Annotated in this window: 17 protein-coding genes and 2 rRNA genes (1 of these 19 only partly in view); 4 read left to right on the forward strand and 15 right to left on the reverse strand. The window is 48.5% G+C overall.

The window, feature by feature from the left end; translation table 11 throughout:
- Both R70723_RS26650 and R70723_RS26655 read right to left on the reverse strand, forming a co-directional pair.
- Positions 1–260, reverse strand: a 23S ribosomal RNA gene (locus R70723_RS26650) (it extends 2,667 nt beyond the left edge of the window).
- A 284-nt stretch (positions 261–544) separates the two neighbouring features.
- Positions 545–2,092: ribosomal RNA gene (locus R70723_RS26655) — 16S ribosomal RNA — on the reverse strand.
- Together the 16S and 23S rRNA genes form the textbook arrangement of a ribosomal RNA operon.
- Positions 2,093–2,517: 425 nt before the next feature.
- On the opposite strand from R70723_RS26655, the gene R70723_RS26660 reads away from it, so the two are divergent.
- A complete protein-coding gene (locus R70723_RS26660; RefSeq protein WP_039877027.1) occupies positions 2,518–3,330 on the forward strand; it encodes a helix-turn-helix transcriptional regulator in 813 nt (270 codons plus the stop codon).
- 70 nt (positions 3,331–3,400) lie between these two features.
- Here the strand turns inward: R70723_RS26660 and R70723_RS26665 are convergent, their stop codons facing one another.
- Both R70723_RS26665 and R70723_RS26670 read right to left on the reverse strand, forming a co-directional pair.
- Positions 3,401–6,682, reverse strand: coding sequence for a glycoside hydrolase family 2 protein (locus R70723_RS26665; protein ID WP_052421484.1), 3,282 nt, complete (start codon positions 6,680–6,682; stop codon positions 3,401–3,403).
- A gap of 175 nt (positions 6,683–6,857) precedes the next feature.
- Positions 6,858–7,733: a helix-turn-helix domain-containing protein gene (locus tag R70723_RS26670; protein WP_047171241.1), complete on the reverse strand. Its 876-nt coding sequence runs from the start codon at positions 7,731–7,733 to the stop codon at positions 6,858–6,860.
- A 117-nt stretch (positions 7,734–7,850) separates the two neighbouring features.
- Between R70723_RS26670 and R70723_RS26675 the strand changes: the two genes are divergently transcribed.
- Positions 7,851–10,169, forward strand: a complete 2,319-nt coding sequence (locus tag R70723_RS26675) for a beta-galactosidase (RefSeq protein WP_039877028.1) — start codon at positions 7,851–7,853, stop codon at positions 10,167–10,169.
- A gap of 103 nt (positions 10,170–10,272) precedes the next feature.
- On the opposite strand, the gene R70723_RS26680 is transcribed toward R70723_RS26675, so the two are convergent.
- From R70723_RS26680 to R70723_RS26695, 4 genes are all read right to left on the reverse strand, one after another.
- On the reverse strand, positions 10,273–10,527 hold the full coding sequence (locus R70723_RS26680) for a hypothetical protein (RefSeq protein WP_047171242.1): 255 nt from the start codon (positions 10,525–10,527) through the stop codon (positions 10,273–10,275).
- 114 nt (positions 10,528–10,641) lie between these two features.
- Positions 10,642–11,427 (reverse strand): stalk domain-containing protein, encoded by a 786-nt coding sequence (locus R70723_RS34160; RefSeq protein WP_331281993.1) that lies wholly within the window; start codon positions 11,425–11,427, stop codon positions 10,642–10,644.
- Positions 11,418–11,801: a leucine-rich repeat domain-containing protein gene (locus R70723_RS34165; protein WP_052421486.1), complete on the reverse strand. Its 384-nt coding sequence runs from the start codon at positions 11,799–11,801 to the stop codon at positions 11,418–11,420. The genes R70723_RS34160 and R70723_RS34165 overlap by 10 nt, the downstream gene beginning before the upstream one ends.
- A gap of 133 nt (positions 11,802–11,934) precedes the next feature.
- Entirely contained in the window at positions 11,935–12,441 is a 507-nt protein-coding gene (locus R70723_RS26695; protein WP_039877030.1) for a GNAT family N-acetyltransferase, read from the reverse strand.
- Positions 12,442–12,508: 67 nt separating this feature from the next.
- On the opposite strand from R70723_RS26695, the gene R70723_RS26700 reads away from it, so the two are divergent.
- Positions 12,509–13,129 (forward strand): NAD(P)-dependent oxidoreductase, encoded by a 621-nt coding sequence (locus R70723_RS26700; protein ID WP_039877032.1) that lies wholly within the window; start codon positions 12,509–12,511, stop codon positions 13,127–13,129.
- On the opposite strand, the gene R70723_RS26705 is transcribed toward R70723_RS26700, so the two are convergent.
- The 6 genes from R70723_RS26705 to R70723_RS26730 form a co-directional block, all read right to left on the reverse strand.
- The gene (locus R70723_RS26705) at positions 13,123–13,404 is read right to left on the reverse strand and encodes a hypothetical protein (protein WP_039877034.1); all 282 of its coding nucleotides are present in this window, start codon (positions 13,402–13,404) and stop codon (positions 13,123–13,125) included. The two genes, R70723_RS26700 and R70723_RS26705, sit on opposite strands and share 7 nt — an antisense overlap.
- A complete protein-coding gene (locus R70723_RS26710) occupies positions 13,401–13,946 on the reverse strand; it encodes an RNA polymerase sigma factor (protein WP_039877035.1) in 546 nt (181 codons plus the stop codon). The genes R70723_RS26705 and R70723_RS26710 overlap by 4 nt, the downstream gene beginning before the upstream one ends.
- 12 nt (positions 13,947–13,958) lie before the next feature.
- Entirely contained in the window at positions 13,959–14,660 is a 702-nt protein-coding gene (locus R70723_RS26715) for a hypothetical protein (protein WP_039877037.1), read from the reverse strand.
- Between the two features lie 160 nt (positions 14,661–14,820).
- Complete coding sequence (locus tag R70723_RS26720; protein WP_039877039.1) at positions 14,821–15,219, reverse strand: RidA family protein; 399 nt, start codon at positions 15,217–15,219, stop codon at positions 14,821–14,823.
- A gap of 213 nt (positions 15,220–15,432) precedes the next feature.
- Positions 15,433–16,203 carry a DODA-type extradiol aromatic ring-opening family dioxygenase gene (locus R70723_RS26725; RefSeq protein WP_039877041.1) on the reverse strand — a complete coding sequence of 257 codons (771 nt, stop codon included), beginning with the start codon at positions 16,201–16,203 and terminating at the stop codon, positions 15,433–15,435.
- Positions 16,204–16,222: 19 nt separating this feature from the next.
- Positions 16,223–16,870, reverse strand: a complete 648-nt coding sequence (locus tag R70723_RS26730) for an alpha/beta hydrolase (protein ID WP_039877043.1) — start codon at positions 16,868–16,870, stop codon at positions 16,223–16,225.
- 150 nt (positions 16,871–17,020) lie between these two features.
- On the opposite strand from R70723_RS26730, the gene R70723_RS26735 reads away from it, so the two are divergent.
- The gene (locus tag R70723_RS26735) at positions 17,021–17,572 is read left to right on the forward strand and encodes a helix-turn-helix domain-containing protein (RefSeq protein WP_039877044.1); all 552 of its coding nucleotides are present in this window, start codon (positions 17,021–17,023) and stop codon (positions 17,570–17,572) included.
- A gap of 183 nt (positions 17,573–17,755) precedes the next feature.
- On the opposite strand, the gene R70723_RS26740 is transcribed toward R70723_RS26735, so the two are convergent.
- The gene (locus R70723_RS26740; protein ID WP_039877046.1) at positions 17,756–18,553 is read right to left on the reverse strand and encodes a TrmH family RNA methyltransferase; all 798 of its coding nucleotides are present in this window, start codon (positions 18,551–18,553) and stop codon (positions 17,756–17,758) included.
- Positions 18,554–18,555: the final 2 nt, after the last annotated feature.

The raw sequence follows: 18,555 nt of genomic DNA on the forward strand, positions 1-18,555 counted from the left end.
TTCGCTCGCCGCTACTGACGGAATCACTATTGTTTTCTCTTCCTCAGGGTACTTAGATGTTTCAGTTCCCCTGGTCTGCCTCTACACACCCTATGTATTCAGATGTGAGTAACTGCGAATTACCACAGCTGGGTTTCCCCATTCGGACACCCCCGGATCAAAGCTTGCTTACAGCTCCCCGAGGCAGTTTCGTTGTTCGCCACGTCCTTCGTCGGCTCCTGGCGCCTAGGCATCCTCCGTGTGCTCTTATTAGCTTAACCGCAATTTTCTCCGCAGGAGAAATATTGAACATTGCTGTTCTTTACTTTCCTATCAGATCAATTGTATCAACTAATAACTATTTCAACTTGCTTACACAAGTTTCAGCTAAAAGATGTTCTAAAACGCAAATTCGTTTCGGTATCCAGTTTTCAAGGATCAAGGTACTACTTGAGAGCTTAAACTCTCAAAACTGACCAACGAGTGAGTAACAGGCCTAAACCTGAGTTTTGGAAGCTTAGCTTCCGATTTGAATGTCACCGTTGCAGGTGACGATTCTCCATAGAAAGGAGGTGATCCAGCCGCACCTTCCGATACGGCTACCTTGTTACGACTTCACCCCAATCATCTACCCCACCTTCGGCGGCTGGCTCCCTTGCGGGTTACCCCACCGACTTCGGGTGTTGTAAACTCTCGTGGTGTGACGGGCGGTGTGTACAAGACCCGGGAACGTATTCACCGCGGCATGCTGATCCGCGATTACTAGCAATTCCGACTTCATGCAGGCGAGTTGCAGCCTGCAATCCGAACTGAGACCAGCTTTGCTGGGATTGGCTCCACCTCGCGGCTTCGCTTCCCGTTGTACTGGCCATTGTAGTACGTGTGTAGCCCAGGTCATAAGGGGCATGATGATTTGACGTCATCCCCACCTTCCTCCGGTTTGTCACCGGCAGTCACTCTAGAGTGCCCAGCTTAACCTGCTGGCAACTAAAGTCAAGGGTTGCGCTCGTTGCGGGACTTAACCCAACATCTCACGACACGAGCTGACGACAACCATGCACCACCTGTCTCCAATGCTCCGAAGAGGGGCACTATCTCTAATGCTTTCATCGGGATGTCAAGACCTGGTAAGGTTCTTCGCGTTGCTTCGAATTAAACCACATACTCCACTGCTTGTGCGGGTCCCCGTCAATTCCTTTGAGTTTCAGTCTTGCGACCGTACTCCCCAGGCGGAGTGCTTACTGTGTTAACTTCGGCACCAAGGGTATCGAAACCCCTAACACCTAGCACTCATCGTTTACGGCGTGGACTACCAGGGTATCTAATCCTGTTTGCTCCCCACGCTTTCGCGCCTCAGCGTCAGTTACAGCCCAGAAAGTCGCCTTCGCCACTGGTGTTCCTCCACATCTCTACGCATTTCACCGCTACACGTGGAATTCCACTTTCCTCTTCTGTACTCAAGCCACCCAGTTTCCAGTGCGACCTCAGGTTGAGCCCAAGGTTTAAACACCAGACTTAAATAGCCGCCTGCGCGCGCTTTACGCCCAATAATTCCGGACAACGCTTGCCCCCTACGTATTACCGCGGCTGCTGGCACGTAGTTAGCCGGGGCTTTCTTCTCAGGTACCGTCACTCCGGTAGCAGTTACTCTACCGGACGTTCTTCCCTGGCAACAGAGCTTTACGATCCGAAAACCTTCATCACTCACGCGGCGTTGCTCCGTCAGGCTTTCGCCCATTGCGGAAGATTCCCTACTGCTGCCTCCCGTAGGAGTCTGGGCCGTGTCTCAGTCCCAGTGTGGCCGTTCACCCTCTCAGGTCGGCTACGCATCGTCGCCTTGGTGAGCCGTTACCCCACCAACTAGCTAATGCGCCGCAGGCCCATCCCTTAATGACAGATTGCTCCGCCTTTCATTCTCCCTTCATGAGAAAAAAGAAATTATCCGGTATTAGCTACCGTTTCCGGTAGTTATCCCAGGCTAAGGGGCAGGTTGCCTACGTGTTACTCACCCGTCCGCCGCTAAGCTTACCCCGAAGGATAAGCTCCGCTCGACTTGCATGTATTAGGCACGCCGCCAGCGTTCGTCCTGAGCCAGGATCAAACTCTCCAAATTGGTATTTAGAAAGAGCGATTGCTCATTTTGAAACATCTGACGAGAATTTGCATTCTCTACTTTTGGATCTCACCGAAGTGATTTCCGATACTCACTCGTTGTTCAGTTTTCAAAGATCAAGCTCGTCGTCGCTAACGATCATCTCGTCAGCAGCAACTCTTATACTATATCACATCCAGCCGTTCGTTGCAAGCTCTTTTTTAATTTCTTTTTTCGAGCTTAGCTACGATGCTTTTCAGCGTTTCGCGGCCAGATATAGAATATATCATGTACAGAAAAGTAATGCAAGCATTATTTTGAACTACATTATAGTTTAATAGAATTGGATCATTATCATTATAAACCAATAACAATATTCTTCTATTATATTACTTTGCTCAATGATTGTTATATTATATTGCTATACAAAGAAGGAGGCCGGATTAATGAGTGCTGATTTGTTTGTGCCGCATCCTTTATTCTCTATTGAGCGCAGGAAGCACGATGCAGGGCACCGGATGCCTAATCTCCATTACCATAACTGCTACGAGCTGTATATTCTTGAAGAGGGGCATCACGATATGCTGGTGAATGACTCCATGTGTACCCTGGCTGTGCATGACACGGCATTGCTTAAGCCCAATCTGTTTCACCAAAGCTTCCGGAACCACGGCTGCTCCAGAACCTGTATCTACTTCACCGAACGCTTCCTGCAGCTTTATTTTACAGAGCGTGCCGTTAACTCCTTGCTGGACTGCTTTGACCGGACTGTTGTTTCAATAGATAAGGAAATGTTCCCCCGGCTTAAAAAGCTGCTTTTATTATTAGAGAAAGAAGATATATCCGACAGCCGTAACCGTATCTTTATTTACCTTGCCGAGATTCTCGATCTTTTAAATCATAGTAAAAGCCCGGCAAAGCCCGTTGAAACCCAAACCTCACCCAATAACATTGACCTTATACTTGCCTACATTAATCAGAACTACGACCGTATTCGTAAAATTGAAGAGATCTCCGACCAATTCTTCATCTCAAAATACTATCTGTGCCATATATTCAAAGAGGCTACGGGGCTTACCCTTGTGCATTATATCAACAATATAAGAATACAGCATGCATGCAGCATGCTAGTTAACACCTCTCTGTCTATCCTTGAAATCGGGATGGCCTGCGGCTTCAACTCATCCATGTATTTCTGTAAAATCTTCAAGCAGGCTGTGTCCGTAACGCCAAGCGAGTTCAGGAGAAATGCGCAGTAAGCATCTTAATACACGAAAAAGCCACTCTCCGGAACCGGAGAATGGCAGCGCGGAATGTTAAAACAGCCCGCTATTGAGACGGAAGCTCGATCCGGAAAACATTAATCTTATCGTCATAATAGGCAACAACATCCCGGATATAAGCAATAACTGCATTGATTTCTACTATAAAATCCTGCTGATAAAAGTACGGCTCGCCGTTCAGCAGATTTTCTTCCCCGTTGACCAGCAGATGAGTGCGCCCTTTTTCCGCTTTAACGGTAGTGCTGCCAGAGGTCAGGGTGAGAATACCCCGCTCTGAATCGAAGGTGTATTCAAACAGCTGCGGCCGCATGCCTTTGATCCGGTCAAGAATGTACAGGATCGGGCTGTAGATGCTGCCCTGATCATAAATGCTCAGGACACCATTAGTGCCGGGCTCCTGGCCGTCCACCAGCACCTTACAATAGATTTTATCCTCCGGCACATATTTAGCCGCATCCGCTTCACGAATAGCCTTGAACGGATAACCGCCGGCGGCGGGAATCACCTCATAGTCCGGAGTCAGGTATTGTCCCGGCTCAAGAGAGAGCGCTGCGGTATCCGCAGGATAACTTTCAATGATCAGGCTCTCCTCCGGAAGCCCCTGCATGGCTGCAGTCAGCCGGATGCTGCCGGCTTGGCCGGTGGAACGGATAAAGACCCGGTTATTGCCGCATTCTGCAAACACGTGATTCTGCCGGATAACGCTGTCCTCCCTGCCGAAGCCGTTGAAGCGTCCGCTGTTATAGCCTCCCAGGAACACGCCCTCCCCTTCCAGCCGGAAATCGATCCGGTCAAAGGCGAGTGGGCAGAGACGGCCCTCCCTATCCAGCACTTCGACATCGGCATAGGCAATGTCTGCCCCGTCAGCCAGCAGTCCCCGGTCTCCGGTAAAGGCAGTCAGCTTCAGTCTGGACGGCGGGCCGGCCGTTTCTATCGTATCCTCAGCCACCAGATTTCCCTGGTAGTCATACGCCTTGGCCGCAATCACTCCGGATCGGGTAATATCGGTATGCTCGAAAGGAAATACAAACGTGTCCACTGGCTTACTGCAGACTCCGGCCGGGCTGCCGTTAATGAACAGCTCTACTTTGGCAATAAAATAACTGCCCAGCACATACACCGTCTTGTCCTTGGGATCACGGAAGCCGCACTCCCCGTTCTTCCTCCAATACGTTCCGTCAAACTCCTTTACCGCATAGCGGTAATTGTCTCCGCCTTCACTGGGATAATTCCAGTGACCGATGATCTTGATCATGGGAACCGGAGACTGCAGCGTACGGAACACCTCGAAGCTCTGCTTTTTGATGCGCACGGGATCAACCCGTCCGCTCATTCTGGCATTCTCGGAAGCCGCCTGCCTTCCGTGCTGGGCAGAATCCGTCCAGCAAAGGGCAGCGGCGGCGGCGTAGAAGTTTTTGCCGGAGGCTCCACCGATCCGGTCATTGAAAAACTGGGCATACCCTCTGGCCGCATACAGGGCAAGGTCCTCTGAGGTTAAGTCATGGCAGTCGCCTCCGGGCTGCTTCATCCCCCCAAGGCCGAGCCAGAGATTATCATAATCGTAATCCGGCGGGGAATAGTCATCCCAGACCCGTCTTGGCGCCTCTTCACGCAGATACTCCGTCTCTGTTACTGGCATTCTCTCCGACTGGAAGCGGGCCGCATGACGGTTAAGCATCGTGCCCACATATTCAGCCTCCTCGACTACCTCCTCCGTATTAAGGGTTCTGCAGCCCATAAATCTGCCGCCGTGCGGATCAAGCTCCTGCTTCAGCCGGTACATCTCCCGCATGTGCTCCTTATTGATGGAGTTATTGCCAGCCTCCCAGAACAGGATCGAAGGATTATTTTTATAATAGATTATGACATCCCGCATTACTTCCATCCGCTGATCCCACTGCCTGCCTGTGTTCTCATGCTCCTTATCGCCTGCCGGCTGGGTGCACACGACCCCGTACCTGTCACAGGAGCGGATATCCGCAGGGCTTGCCGCCACATGCATGAACCGGATATGGTTGGCATTGCTTTCGCGGATCAGCCGGGCATCCATATCCTTAAGCCAATCCGGCGCAGTACCGATAGCTGCCCACTCATTGGAGGAGCGCTGTGCATAACCGGTAAGCCAGACCTGCTTATCATTGATGCTCAGTCCACGCTCCCCGTCATAAGCAACCTTTCTGAAGCCCGTGAGTGTAACGGTTGTGTCTATCACTTCCCCGTCCAAGATGAGCCGGGTGTGGACCGTATACAGATACGGATCATCCGGCGACCAGAACCGCATTCCGGATACAGGAGCAGCATTCATCACTTCAGTAACTTCAACGGAGCTGGTGAGGGTCGGCTCCACTGCCTCCTCAGACTGCGGCACATACCGCTCCCCCTCTTTAATGTAAGCATCCTGCGGTGTGACCGAGAGCGGCGGAGATCCGGCCAGCCCGGCAGCAGCGGGAATCAGGGTTAGATCCGAGGACAAACGGCCTGCCTCCGACCCGCGGTGGTCATAGATAATGCTGTCCAGAATGACGGACTGTTCACAGCCGGTTTCATTCCTTATTTCTGCCCGGGTATGGATAACCGCTGCCCGCTGTGCGATATCATAGTCCGTCCCGTAGACATACACCCCTTTTGTCCGCAGATTGCTGTAGACAGGGAGTGTGATGTACAGCTTCGGCTTAACATGCAGTCTAATATTTTTGGTGAGTCCGCCCACAGAGGGGTTAAAATCATTGCAATTCCAGAAGTAACGGACACTGCGGTTTGCCTCGGGAATACGCTCCTGCTCTGTCAGGGAATCAATGAACGTACCAGGTACCGCATCCGGATGATTCGGCGTCTCGGACACAAAAAAATCAAGATCCCTGGTCGAGGTGTTATCCGTAGCCACAGCGATCAGATTATCTCCGTCATAATCGATATAAGAGGTCAGGTCAAAGGCAAAGGGCGTGATACCGGCTTCATAATAGCCTGCCAGCTTGCCGTTGATATACAAATAACAGGTCTGCCGGATGCCTTCGAACTCGATCAGCACTTTTTTGCCGGCATGGTACTCCGGGAGCCTAAACCACTTTCTGTAAAAAGCAAAGGTCCGCTTCTGGCCGCTTCCGGCATCCTTGATCCGGGCCACAAACAGGTCCTGATCATTGTAGGTATGGGGAACGCTTACCGCTGTCCATTGCTGCTCATCATATTCCCGCTCAAAAAACAGCCGTCCCGCCCCGTCTCTCCAGGTCTCCAATGCATCGGCCAGCGGAAAGGCATCAGCCAGCTTGAACTTCCAACCAAAATTAAAGTTATACATCTCCGATTGGGTAACATTATTATTCATCATTCCAGATTCCCCCTCCAAAAAATCAACACCAGTAGCATACTTTCCTTTACTGCTTCCGGCAATAAGACTTTCTTGGCACAGCTGTTGGGGGAGATTAGACTTTTTTTACGGCTTTGGACAATCTTGCAGCGGCCGGCCAGGAAAGCAGAACCAGCGCACCTTTTCCCCAATACACCTATTGAGCCGAAAGGCTGGAACTGTCCATATTCTGCAGCTCCTCACGCTTTCGCTTCCGGTATACCGAGGGTGTCTCGCCAAAGGTGTCACGGAACTTGCGTGTAAAATGAATCGCACAATCAAATCCGACATCGGCAGCAATCTCTGCCACCTGACGCCGGGTGCCGGCCAGAAGCTGGGCAGCCCTCTCCATTCTAAATTTAGTCAGTGTGTTCAGAATCGTATCACCCACCTGCTCCTTAAATAGATGGGACAGGCGGGAAATGGAGAGACAGCTGTTCTTGGCAAGCTCAGGCAGGCTGACCTTCTGAGCCGGATTCAGCTGCAGATCACGCAAAATCTCAGCAATTCTGGGGTCCATGGAAACGGTATGTTCCGGGTCCGCATTTATCTGGGCATGAACAAGTGCTTCTTCCAGTCCGATTTCAGACAGCCTGCGGTGAAGGATGGAGGTTACGCCCGGAAGCTCATGAGCGACCATCCGCATCAGAGCCTCCTGAATGGACTGGCGCATCTTTATAGAAGAGATATGATGAAAAATAAACGGCTCGTCCGGTTCCGGAATCTTCAGCCAGGTGCTCCACTGGGGATCAGGAATAAAATGTGCCCAGATGAACTCCCATTCCTCCTGTTTGGTGCTGTATTGATGGGGCATTCCAGGCAGCAGAACAGACATATCCCCTGCGGAGCATGTCACGGCCTCCTGACCCAGTTGAATCTGCCCTTCACCGGAGATTGTATAAATCAGCAGCCAGTCTCTGCTGCCCGATGGCCGGTGGATCGCGTAATCAGCGGCTACACTGAAATGTCCGGCAATCAGAATGCCATAGGAGCGCTCTCCGTGAATAGCATAATCCATCGCTTTTTTAGCCATATCCACTCTACCTCCCCTTCCTATAAATGCCCTACAATACAAGAGAAATCTGATTTACCTATTAAATCAGATAACAATATCCATCACAAGCAACTTATTTGAGGAGGGCTAAACGCAATGACTGCAATAACCACACTTGATCTGACTGATACGCCGCAATTTGAGATTGTCCCGGGTAAGCTGGGTGCAAACGGCGGCTCTAACCCTAAAGGTGAAACCTTTGGTTTTACGAACTACTATATGACCCGCAACGGCAAGCCTTTTATTCCGGTTGTAGGTGAGTTTCATTTTTCCCGCTTCAGTTATCTCCAATGGGAAGAGGAATTGCTTAAGATGAAAGCAGGCGGGGTTCATATTGTGGCCAGCTATGTGTTCTGGAACTACCATGAGGAAGAAGAAGGCGTGTTTGACTGGAGCGGCAGCCGCAATTTACGTCACTTTGTTGATCTGTGTGCCAAGCTTGACTACCCGCTGATTCTGCGCATCGGGCCTTTCTGTCACGGTGAGGTCAGAAACGGCGGCATTCCGGACTGGGTATTTGCCAAGCCGCTGGAAATCCGTTCAAACGATCCGGCTTATCTGGAGCTCTCCAGAAAGCTCTACCGGGAAATTTCCAGACAGATCAGAGGAACCATGTATCAGGAGGGCGGTCCTGTTATTGCTGTCCAGCTGGAAAATGAATATATGCACTGCAGCGCTCCTAACGATGCCTGGGGCTACACTTCAGGCAAGTTTATGAGTTCAGGCAATGAAGGCACCGCGCATCTGGCCGAGCTTCGCCGGATTGCAGAAGAAGCCGGAATCCATCCTATGTTCTTTACAGTTACCGCCTGGGGCGGCGCTGCCATTCCAACTGAAGGCTTCCTTCCGATGCTTGCAGGCTATGCCTACACTTCCTGGCTTCCGGACCAGCCGGCAAGCCGCGAATTTCTGTACCGTGATCTGCATGCCGTCCCGATGGAGGAGGTCGACTTCAATACCCGCGAATATCCTGTTGCTTATTGTGAGATGGCTGGAGGAATGCAGGTTAGCTATAAAGCCCGTCCCTTTGTCCCTGCCGAGAGTGTTGAAGCAATGACACTGGTCAAGCTTGCCAGTGGCAGCAATATGCTGGGCTACTATATGTACCATGGCGGCTCCAATCCGGTCGGTAAAAAAACCTACATGAACGAGTATTCTCTTCCGAAAATCTCGTATGATTATCAGGCGCCGCTCGGGGAATTCGGACGTATCGGCGAGGCCTATGACCGCATCCGTTCCCTTTCACTCTTTATGGAGTCCTTTGGCCATATTCTTGCCCCAATGCCAACAGTACTGCCAGAAGGGCAGGCAGACCTTGAGGTTACGGATAGCGAGACTTTGCGCTGGTGTGTCAGACAGCAGGACGGCAGCGGATTTGTATTCCTGAACAATTTTCAGGACAGTGTTGATATGCCGGACCGCAGCTTCCGGATTGAGCTGGAGACTACGCTTGGAAAGCTCTCTTTCCCGCATGAAGGAGAAGCCGTACTGAACAGCGGTACAGGTGCAGTTCTTCCATTTAATCTTGATTTGCATGGAGTATCCCTAATCAGCGCCACGGCCCAGCTGCTGACAGAAGTTTCAACAGAGGATGAACATGTCATTTTCTTCTATGCTCATGACGGGCTTAACCCGGAATTTGTTATCGCCAAATCATCCATTACCGGCATGGCAACAACCGACGGCCAGGTTCAAGACAACGATAAGGAATATGTGATTCATCCTGTTGCCGGTAAAAATAACGGAGTCGTATTCCGTACTACTGAGGGTAAAGCAATCCGTTTTGTTACACTCACGCGTCAAGAAGCGCTGCAAACCTACCGGTTTGACCTGTGGGGACAGCAGGTTGTCGCCGTCAGTGATTGTCCGTTAACCGCTCAGAACGATCAGCTGGTCTGCAATTCTCTCGGCTTCCCTTCCTTTAGTGTCTCTCTCGTTCCTGCTCCGGCACAAGAATTACGCTCTACCTTTGGCCAGCTGGGACCAGTTCAGCAAGAAGGGGTGTTTAGCACCTACTCCCTGCAGCTTCCGGAATACGCACCGGAAATCAGTGTAGTGAAGCCTGCAGAAAAATCGGCTGTTATTGAAGTGGATACCGCCTGGCCGTCCCATGTAGAGGATGTATGGCTGGAAATCGATTATGATGGAGATGTTGCAGAAGCTTTCCTTGGAGACAAGCTGCTGACGGATAACATCCATTTCGGTCAAACCTGGAGCATTGGCCTGAAATCCTCTTACAATCAGCTGGAGAAGGATAAGCTTCATATTGCCATCACACCACTGCGTAAGGGTACTGTTCATACGTATATCAATCAGGCTCATATCGAAGTTTTTGAGGGTGTTGAAATTGCGGTATTCCACCGTATCGAGGCTATTCCTCAATACCGTGTAGCCTTAATGGCCTCAAAAAAATAACACCCTTAACAATAAGCGCCCCGCAGCTGATTCATAATCAGCTGCGGGGCGCTTATTGATTTAGTTCTTTCTCCATCCGGCTTCACCTGGATTGCATTTCGCTTCAACTAGATTTCTTTATTCCTCTGCTCAGCCCAATTATTAATAAAGCCAGTCCAAGTATCAAGAAAATGCCTACGAATACATTATCAAACACACCCGGCATTGCTGGTTCAGCTGGATACGAACCAGAACCGTTTATTTTTACTGGAGTCGTTTCACCAATCCATTTATAAACGGCAATAAATCTTTCTGCTGTGAACAAAATGCTGCTTAACATAATTAGTCCCAGGCCAGATATAAAGCTGCTTTTCCCCATTTGTTGTTCACCTCGTCTGAAATAAACATTTATATGTAAAGTCGAAAGATTAAGTATGCTGAGGGTCACTGAGTCCGTAACTTCAAATATTTTTCTGTAATTCCGTTATGCTGCTTACTTTTTGAAAATCACGACCATATGCTTGCTTCCCATATATTCAACGGAAGTATTTAACTGCTCCGCCACAAAACGAACTGGAACGAACGTACTGCCGTTCTTCAGAAGTAAAGGAGCATCTTGCATCACCGTTTGCTGGTTTACTTTTACCTGCCTGTTCCCTACAGTCCAACGAATCGTTTTACCATCCTTCTGAATCGTTACCTCTTTGGTGCTCTGGTTCCAATTCACGGTTGCCCCAAGCTTCTCGGAGATGAAACGGATCGGCACATAGGTACGCCCCGTCTGAATAAATGGTGCTGCGGTAATACGATAAGCACTTTCTCCCACATAAGCTGTCGTGCTGCCGATCACCAGGCGCTGTGTCTTACGCTGACCAACAGGCAACTCATTTCCTGCAAGTTCCACGAATAATTTATATGTTTTCGATCCTTGGCTTAAATCTAAATAGTTATTTTGCAGCGCGAGTGGTTCGATGAATGCACCCGTATCATAATACGGAAAAAAACTACGTTGCTGGATCGGCTCTAAATCCCACACCCGGTTGTTGTTCAAATATAGGTAACCCAAGCTTTGAAGATTTCTCAACGGCTCCAAATCATAGATTTGGTTAGATGATAAATTCAGAGTAAGCAAGTCAGTTAATTTAGACAAAGGAGCAAGATCTTTGATGTTATTATTCGCAGCATCGAGTCTCCAAAGATTAGCCAATCCTGCTAGCGGCCTTAGATCTGTGATCTTGTTAGAACTTATGGATAACGTATTCAGATTAACTAAACTAATCCCGCTAGCGGTGAAAGATCATTGATTTGGTTCCTTAATATCGATAAATCTGTCAACTTCGTTAACTTCCTGAGAGGCTTAATATCCTCGATTTGATTGCTATCCAATTCCAAAGTCGTCACATTAACTGCATACTCCAAACCCTGCAAACTCTTAATTTCTTTACCCGATAAAGGAACGTCGGTCAGTGACTCTAAATCCTCTTTTGTTAGTGATTCATCGTCGTTTTTATTTAATAATGACTTAATCGCTTGTTCTAGTTTGAAATCCTCAAAAGCCAAAGGCTGCTGGTTAGACGCTTCCATGTAAGCCTGTCCTGGTAAGCCCAAACATATGACAAAAGTAATTAATAATCCGGCAAGGTATTTCTTCATTGAACCATTCCTCTCTAATCACTGTAAACAATAAGATTAGAGGTTAAACTAAGATTCGCATCAAGTCAAGAGCTTAGCTCTGTTAAACTGCCCGTTAACTGAACAAAAGCAGCCAGACTAACGTTCCCTGCAATCATAATCTCTTAACAAAAAACATATTCAGATCGTCATCTACAATTACCTGCTGGCCATATTGTAGGTACTCGCCGTTTCTAAATATTCCTTTGCCGTCCGGAACATATCCGCGATTAACGTATAAGGTTTGTGCAGCTCCATAATCACTGAATAGGCCTACACCAAGGCCAGCGGCTTCTGATCTTTCTCTAATTATTTCTTCCGCCTTATCCATCAACAATGTGCCTATTCCGTAACGCCGATACTTAATCAGTACATTAAAATCCTGAATTTCAGGTATAGAATGCTTTTTAAAATAAGGATAATCTGATTGCCAAAGTACATTGACATAACCCGCAAAATCACCTTCAACCTCAGCCACCAATGTGACCCGCTGTTCTTTTCCCTGCTCATTCAGATATTGTAGAAAAAGCGTTACAGGCTTCTCCCACCCTTGATCATGAAAGGCCTCGGAGATCACCTCGGGATCACTTTCACTCAAGATACGGATAGTTACTTCATTCATAAAATCACCTCTCCTTTCCTTTATAATAAAATAAAAGAAAGCAGATCAACTAGGAGGTTCCCCTTATATGAATATATTGATTCTTGGTGCCACTGGAAGGGTTGGGAGCCACATCGTTAACCATGCTCTTCAGGATGGACATCATGTGACCGTATTAGTCCGCACTCCGGAGAAGCTCCAGCAGTTTAATCAGAACCTGACGGTTATCCATGGTAACGTGGTAAATAAAGAGGATATCACCCATGCAGTACAAGGAAATGATGTAGTGATTAGTGCCCTAAGTACAGATGGTACTACAACTCTATCAGACAGTATGCCTTTCATTATTGAGGCCATGTACAACGAAGGTATACAACGTATCATAACCGTAGGAACTGCCGGTATTCTGCAAAGTGAACAGTCCCCTCATCTTCTGCGCTATCAATCAAGCGAATCGAAACGCAGGTCAACCCGTGCAGCAGAGGAACATCATCAGGTATATCATTTGCTAGAACAATCGGCTCTTAACTGGACTATCGTATGCCCTACCTCCTTGCAGGATGGAGAGCGTTTGCGGATCTACCGTGTGAAACGCAATATTCTGCCTGAAGATGGTATTGAAATATCGGTGCCGGATACAGCTGAATTTACTTATAGTCAAATACAAGCTGCTAATTTCACGAACTCGCGTGTAGGCATTGCTTACTGATTTCTGTTTTGAATAACCCTAATTCGATCATTTTGCTCTTGCAGCCGGAATGACGCCGTCTGTTCAATTCTGCGCTGTGAACGCAAGACGGCCCGGTCAATTCGGGTTGAGATCACTTCCAACCACCTTGCACCATACCCGATATCATTCCTGATTATTGAATTCTTAATGGCCTCTGCTTCATGTTCAGTTAACTTAGCACTATTAATCCAAGCAGAGAGATCAGGTCTTTCTTTCTCGAAGGATCTCCATTCTTCACGAAATTCATCACTCATGGCTGTACTCCTTCCCCTTGAAAAGCTTCCAGCTCTTGCCGCAGCTTCTTGCGCGCCATACTGAGTCTATATCTAACGGTTCCCGCCGGTAATTCGAGAAGCTCACCGATCTCTGAACTGTTCATTTGTCCGATGAACTGGAGTATTAAAACACGGTACAGATTATCGGGAAGCCGCAAAATCGCTTGCTCTACATTAAAGATTTGCTCCTTAATTTCAAAGGAGTCCTCAGCCGATTTCGACACTAGCGTCTTGCTGACAGCATCAGCTTTTATCTTATCCTCCGTCCTGTTTTGTGTTGAACGTTTCCGGTAATGATCAATGACCAGGTTTTTTGCTATACGATAGATCCAGTACCGAGACTCGTCGAGTCCCAGCTCTATACCCACATGGATTTGATTCCAAATTCTCAGAAAAACCTCTTGCAGCAGATCTTTGCTTGTCTCCCGATGACTAACATGTGACATGATGTAGGCAAAGATAATATGGTGGTATTTACCGTACAGCTGATTAAAGAATGCCTCCCTCTGAGGGTCATTCATTGACGTTGCCTCCTAGATCTGCACGGCACGAATATCGCCACACTTCAGAGCTGTAAGCGCCAGTAACAGCGAAGCCTGCTTGCTATCCGCCGTTTGAACGTTTCCCCACAAAAAGACCTCAGATACTTTTTCATGTAACAGCTCTGGAGAAACATCAGCCTCAATACTGAATTCCCCCCTCAGGATCAAGGTGACTGGCTTCTTTAAGTAAAAGAAGAAATCATGACCAAATCGTTCTTGCCCAGAGAACATTCTTGGTTCACTTTGGTAGAAGTGTAGGTCACCGTACAACTGGGAGATTGAGGACGTAAGGACATATTCGCACTCCTTCGGCGCAAAGATTTCACCGGTGAGGATCAGGGATTTGTACCCGACCTTCCGGAATGGGGATGTAATGATTAGTTCCCCTGTAACAAGAAGAGTCTCCTCGGGATCACCATTTGCGTTCTCCAGAAAATCTCCGTGAAGCTTCAAATCTCCGTTCAGAACCTTAATCTTCATATCTGACGGTATAGAGATAACGCTTCCAACATAATGCATTGGAATTATATGGATACTACTTTCAAGCTGATCCGAAAGTAAAATCGTACCGACATATGAGATTTCCGATACATTTCTAAGCTCATCTACAGAACGCAAATGGCGGAGGTCCAATAATCCAAGATATGAGATTTTCCCCTGTTCATTCATGAAGTCCGTTTGAAATTCATTCATTGCATATCATCCTCTCGAATGGTTTCACTCTAAAAGACGTAACAGGTTGCCTAGTGTTGGGTTCCGTAATTAGCGTTTACTAAAAAAACAGGACACAAACCCATCCATCCGGCTTGTGTCCAATTTGATCTGCAAATATGAAATGTTCAGCAGGCCCGCTCTAGACTCTGGCAGCCCATACTTCAATTTCTATCTTTAATTCCGGCAGTCCCAGCTCCTTTATATAGCCAATGGTCATTGCGGGATAATCACTGCTGAACAGCTTTGCCCATTCTTCGTACATGTAATCCCAATCTATTTTCTCAGTAGCCCATATATTTACTTTAATTATATTTTCAGCTGCCAGCCCTTCAGAGCTCACCAATTTACCGATATTGGCAAAGGTGTTTGTAATCTGATCATTCAAATGCTCCGGAATCCGCCCCTGTTCATCTGCCCCGACCTGACCGGAGGTTACGAACAGCTCAGCATTTCTGGGGATTTTGGTGATATGCGTGTAGTTTCCTACGGGGTGATACATACCTGCCGGGTTCTTTCTGGTGATATACGTCTTTTCCATGTTTCGTTACCTCGCATTCTAAAGAGTTTTTGTGCTATTTTTATGAGTTCATAATTAGGCAGACTTCACCCGTCAAATGAATTCTAGAAAAAAACAGCCGTCGAATATCCATATCCACAAGAGATGAACCTTAAGGATTTTTTCTTCATGGACTGGACACTCCTTTCTCAGTAGAGGCAAAGTAAGATGATTTCTGATTATTATAGTTTAATATTAATTGAATTGCCAGCAGCTCAAGCTGAGGTTACCGCACTGATAGCTCCGGTGAAGAAGTTTGGCCTTACGGCTGGCATCACCAGTGCCCATGGCCAGCAGCAGCGGGATGAAATGCTCGTTTGTGGGAACGGCTTCCCTGGCATAAGGGGCCAGCTCGCGGTATTGAAACAATGCTTCGGTATCCCATGTCTCGAGCTTACCCTGAATCCAGCTGTCAAACTGCTCAGCCCACCCGTCAATCCCCTCGGACGCCCAGTTCAATCCTCTTAAATTATGCACGGTTCCCCCGCTTCCGATAATGAGCACATCCTGTTCACGAAGCTCAGTCAGCGCCTTGCCGATTTGATACTGCTGTTCATTAGACAAGTGACGGTTTACGGATAGTGCAACGACCGGGATATCAGCATCCGGATAGAGCAGCTTCAGAACCGCCCATGCCCCGTGATCCAAGCCTCTTGTCTTATTCCCGGTGCTCTCAATGCCATACTTGGTGAACAAACTTTGGATTTGCTCCACAAGCCCCGGGTCACTCTGCGCCGGATAAGTCATCTGGTACAGCTCGTTCTGGAATCCGCCAAAATCATAAATCGTTTCATACGCCGCTGCAGCGCCAACCGTCTGGACTGCCTCTTCCCAGTGTGCGGAGAAAAGAACAATCGCCTTCGGCTTTGGCGTATTCTCTTTAAACTGCTTCAGCAGCCGGGTATAGTCATTATCCTCAAGTACGATTGATGGTGCGCCGTGTGCAAAAAAATAGGAAGGTATCATCTTCTGTTCCACCCCTTGTTTAAATTAAATTGGCATCTTCCTTAATCCACTGTAAAAGATCTATTTGGTTCTCTTCGAATACGCCATGATCGGTCGGATAGAGCTTGAACGTTACGCGCTCCGTTTGTTCTTGTAGATATGCAGCCGTCTCGTGCCCGATCCGGACCGGAAACACAGAATCATATTCCCCGTGTGATGCAAATATAGAGACGTCCTTAATGCTGCGAAGGGAGTACTCCATTTTCACAAAATCAGGAATATACCCGTTGAGCGCTACAATTCCCTTCAATTTCGCCCCCATCGTAAGAGCAAGCGTCATAGACAGGATCGCCCCCTGGCTGAAGCCGAGCAAATAAAGTCTTTGAGGATCAACCGGATACTTCTCTGTAGCATACTGAATAAAAGATTCGAGGTCTTTAACCGCCTGGTCGAACATCTCCCGGATCGGGTTACCCAGGCTTTTCAAATCGTAATACTGGTATCCGGCACCGAGCGGCATATTACCGCGAATACCTATGATGATGAATGCATCAGCCAGCGGGGCCACCAGACCATACATATTGCGTTCATTCGATCCCTTGCCGTGGAGTGTGAAAATCACCGGATATTTCTTGCCCTGCTCCAGATTGGCCGGTAAGTGAATGTCATATGGATAAGCGGAAGTCATCTTTGACTCCTCCTTGCTCAATAAAATATTAGTAATAAAAATATATTTTCTATATCAGTAATTTAGCGTATGCTACATTGACTTGTCAACTTAAAAATTGATAATATGAAATTAAGTTTTGTATTACAAATATCCCAAGGGTGTGATCAGATGGATATCGGCTCAACGATCCGGGCTATCCGGAAACGTAAAAATATAACGATTGCCCAAATATGTGAATTAACCGGCTTATCCCAAGGCTTTATGAGCCAGGTTGAAACGAATAAGACCTCACCGTCCATTTCCACATTGGAAAATATAGCCCAGGCGCTAAAAGTTCCCCTTGCCTACCTGCTACTAAAGAAAGAAGACCGGATGCATATTGTCCGTAAGGACGAACGTACTATTACAACCAGCGGCCCGGCGAATCTAAAAGTAGAACACTTGAGTTCTACCCAGAACGTACGTATGAGCATCGTAGAGATCCCTCCCGGTGCCATGACCGGAGAGGCGCCGCATGCGCACGAAGGGCAGGAAGTGCATGTGGTAATTAAGGGGAGAATATACGCAGAGCAAGGTGAGGATGGAGCCGAGTTCACAGAGGGGGACTCCTTTAGCTGGAATGCCTGCACCCCCCATCTGGTGAAAAATATAGGCGAAGACACAGCCATCGTTCTAATCTCCATCTATACCGAGAATGAGAACGGACAGGACCTGTTCTGAGACAAAAGCCCGCATCCGAGCCATAAGGCCGGGTGCGGGCTTTTGTGATGAGAAATATTCTTGCTTAAATCTAAAATAATCCCGATGGGCCAAGGCTATTGGACACATCGGGATTGATTTTGTTGTGATAATCCACATTCCGAACGGTGACAAGATGAATTACAGCTCACAAACACCAATGCGTTACTCCGCCCGCAGCCCCCGCTGCCGCATCCCCTCAAACAGCAAAATCGTAGCCGCCATCGCCGCATTCAACGACTCGGCCCGGCCGGCCATCGGAATGATGATGCTCTTGTCGACGAGCGCGGCCGTCTGCGGGGAGATGCCCTTACCTTCGCTGCCGATCAGCAGCCACTGGCTGCCGCGGAAGTCATGCGTGTAGCAGGAGTCCTCGCCGGTCAGCGAGGTGCTCACCAGGAGAGCACCGCGTTCCCGCGCCTGCGGCAGAACAACGCCCAGATCTCCCTCCACTACCGGGAGATGGAACATCGAGCCCATCGTGGAGCGGATGGTCTTAGGGTTGTACAGATCGGCGCAGCCCTGGCCGAGGATAACCCCGTCTGCACCTGCAGCATCCGCGCTGCGGATGATCGTACCCACGTTGCCGGGGTCCTGGACGCCGTCCAGCACGACCACCAGACTGTCCGGCTTCGCCAGGATCGTCTCTACGCCCTGCTGCTCCTTGCGGACAACCGCAAACACCGGCTGCGGCGTATTGGTGCTGCTGCACTTGGCAATTACTGCCCCCGACACGCCGATGACCTCCATGCCCTGCACCGCCTGCAGGTGATCCCGCAGCTCAGACGGCATTCCCTTGTCCAGATCGTAGGCGAGAATTTCCACATCGGCTTCCGCCAATAGCGCTTCCTGTACGAGATGGATGCCTTCAACAATATATTTGCCGGACCTGTCGCGGTGCTTCTTCTCCTGCAAGCCGGCCCATTCTTTTACCCGCGTATTCTGCGGTGACAATATTTCCATGA

The sequence above is a fragment of the Paenibacillus sp. FSL R7-0273 genome, from assembly GCF_000758625.1.
Classification (GTDB): domain Bacteria; phylum Bacillota; class Bacilli; order Paenibacillales; family Paenibacillaceae; genus Paenibacillus_AQ.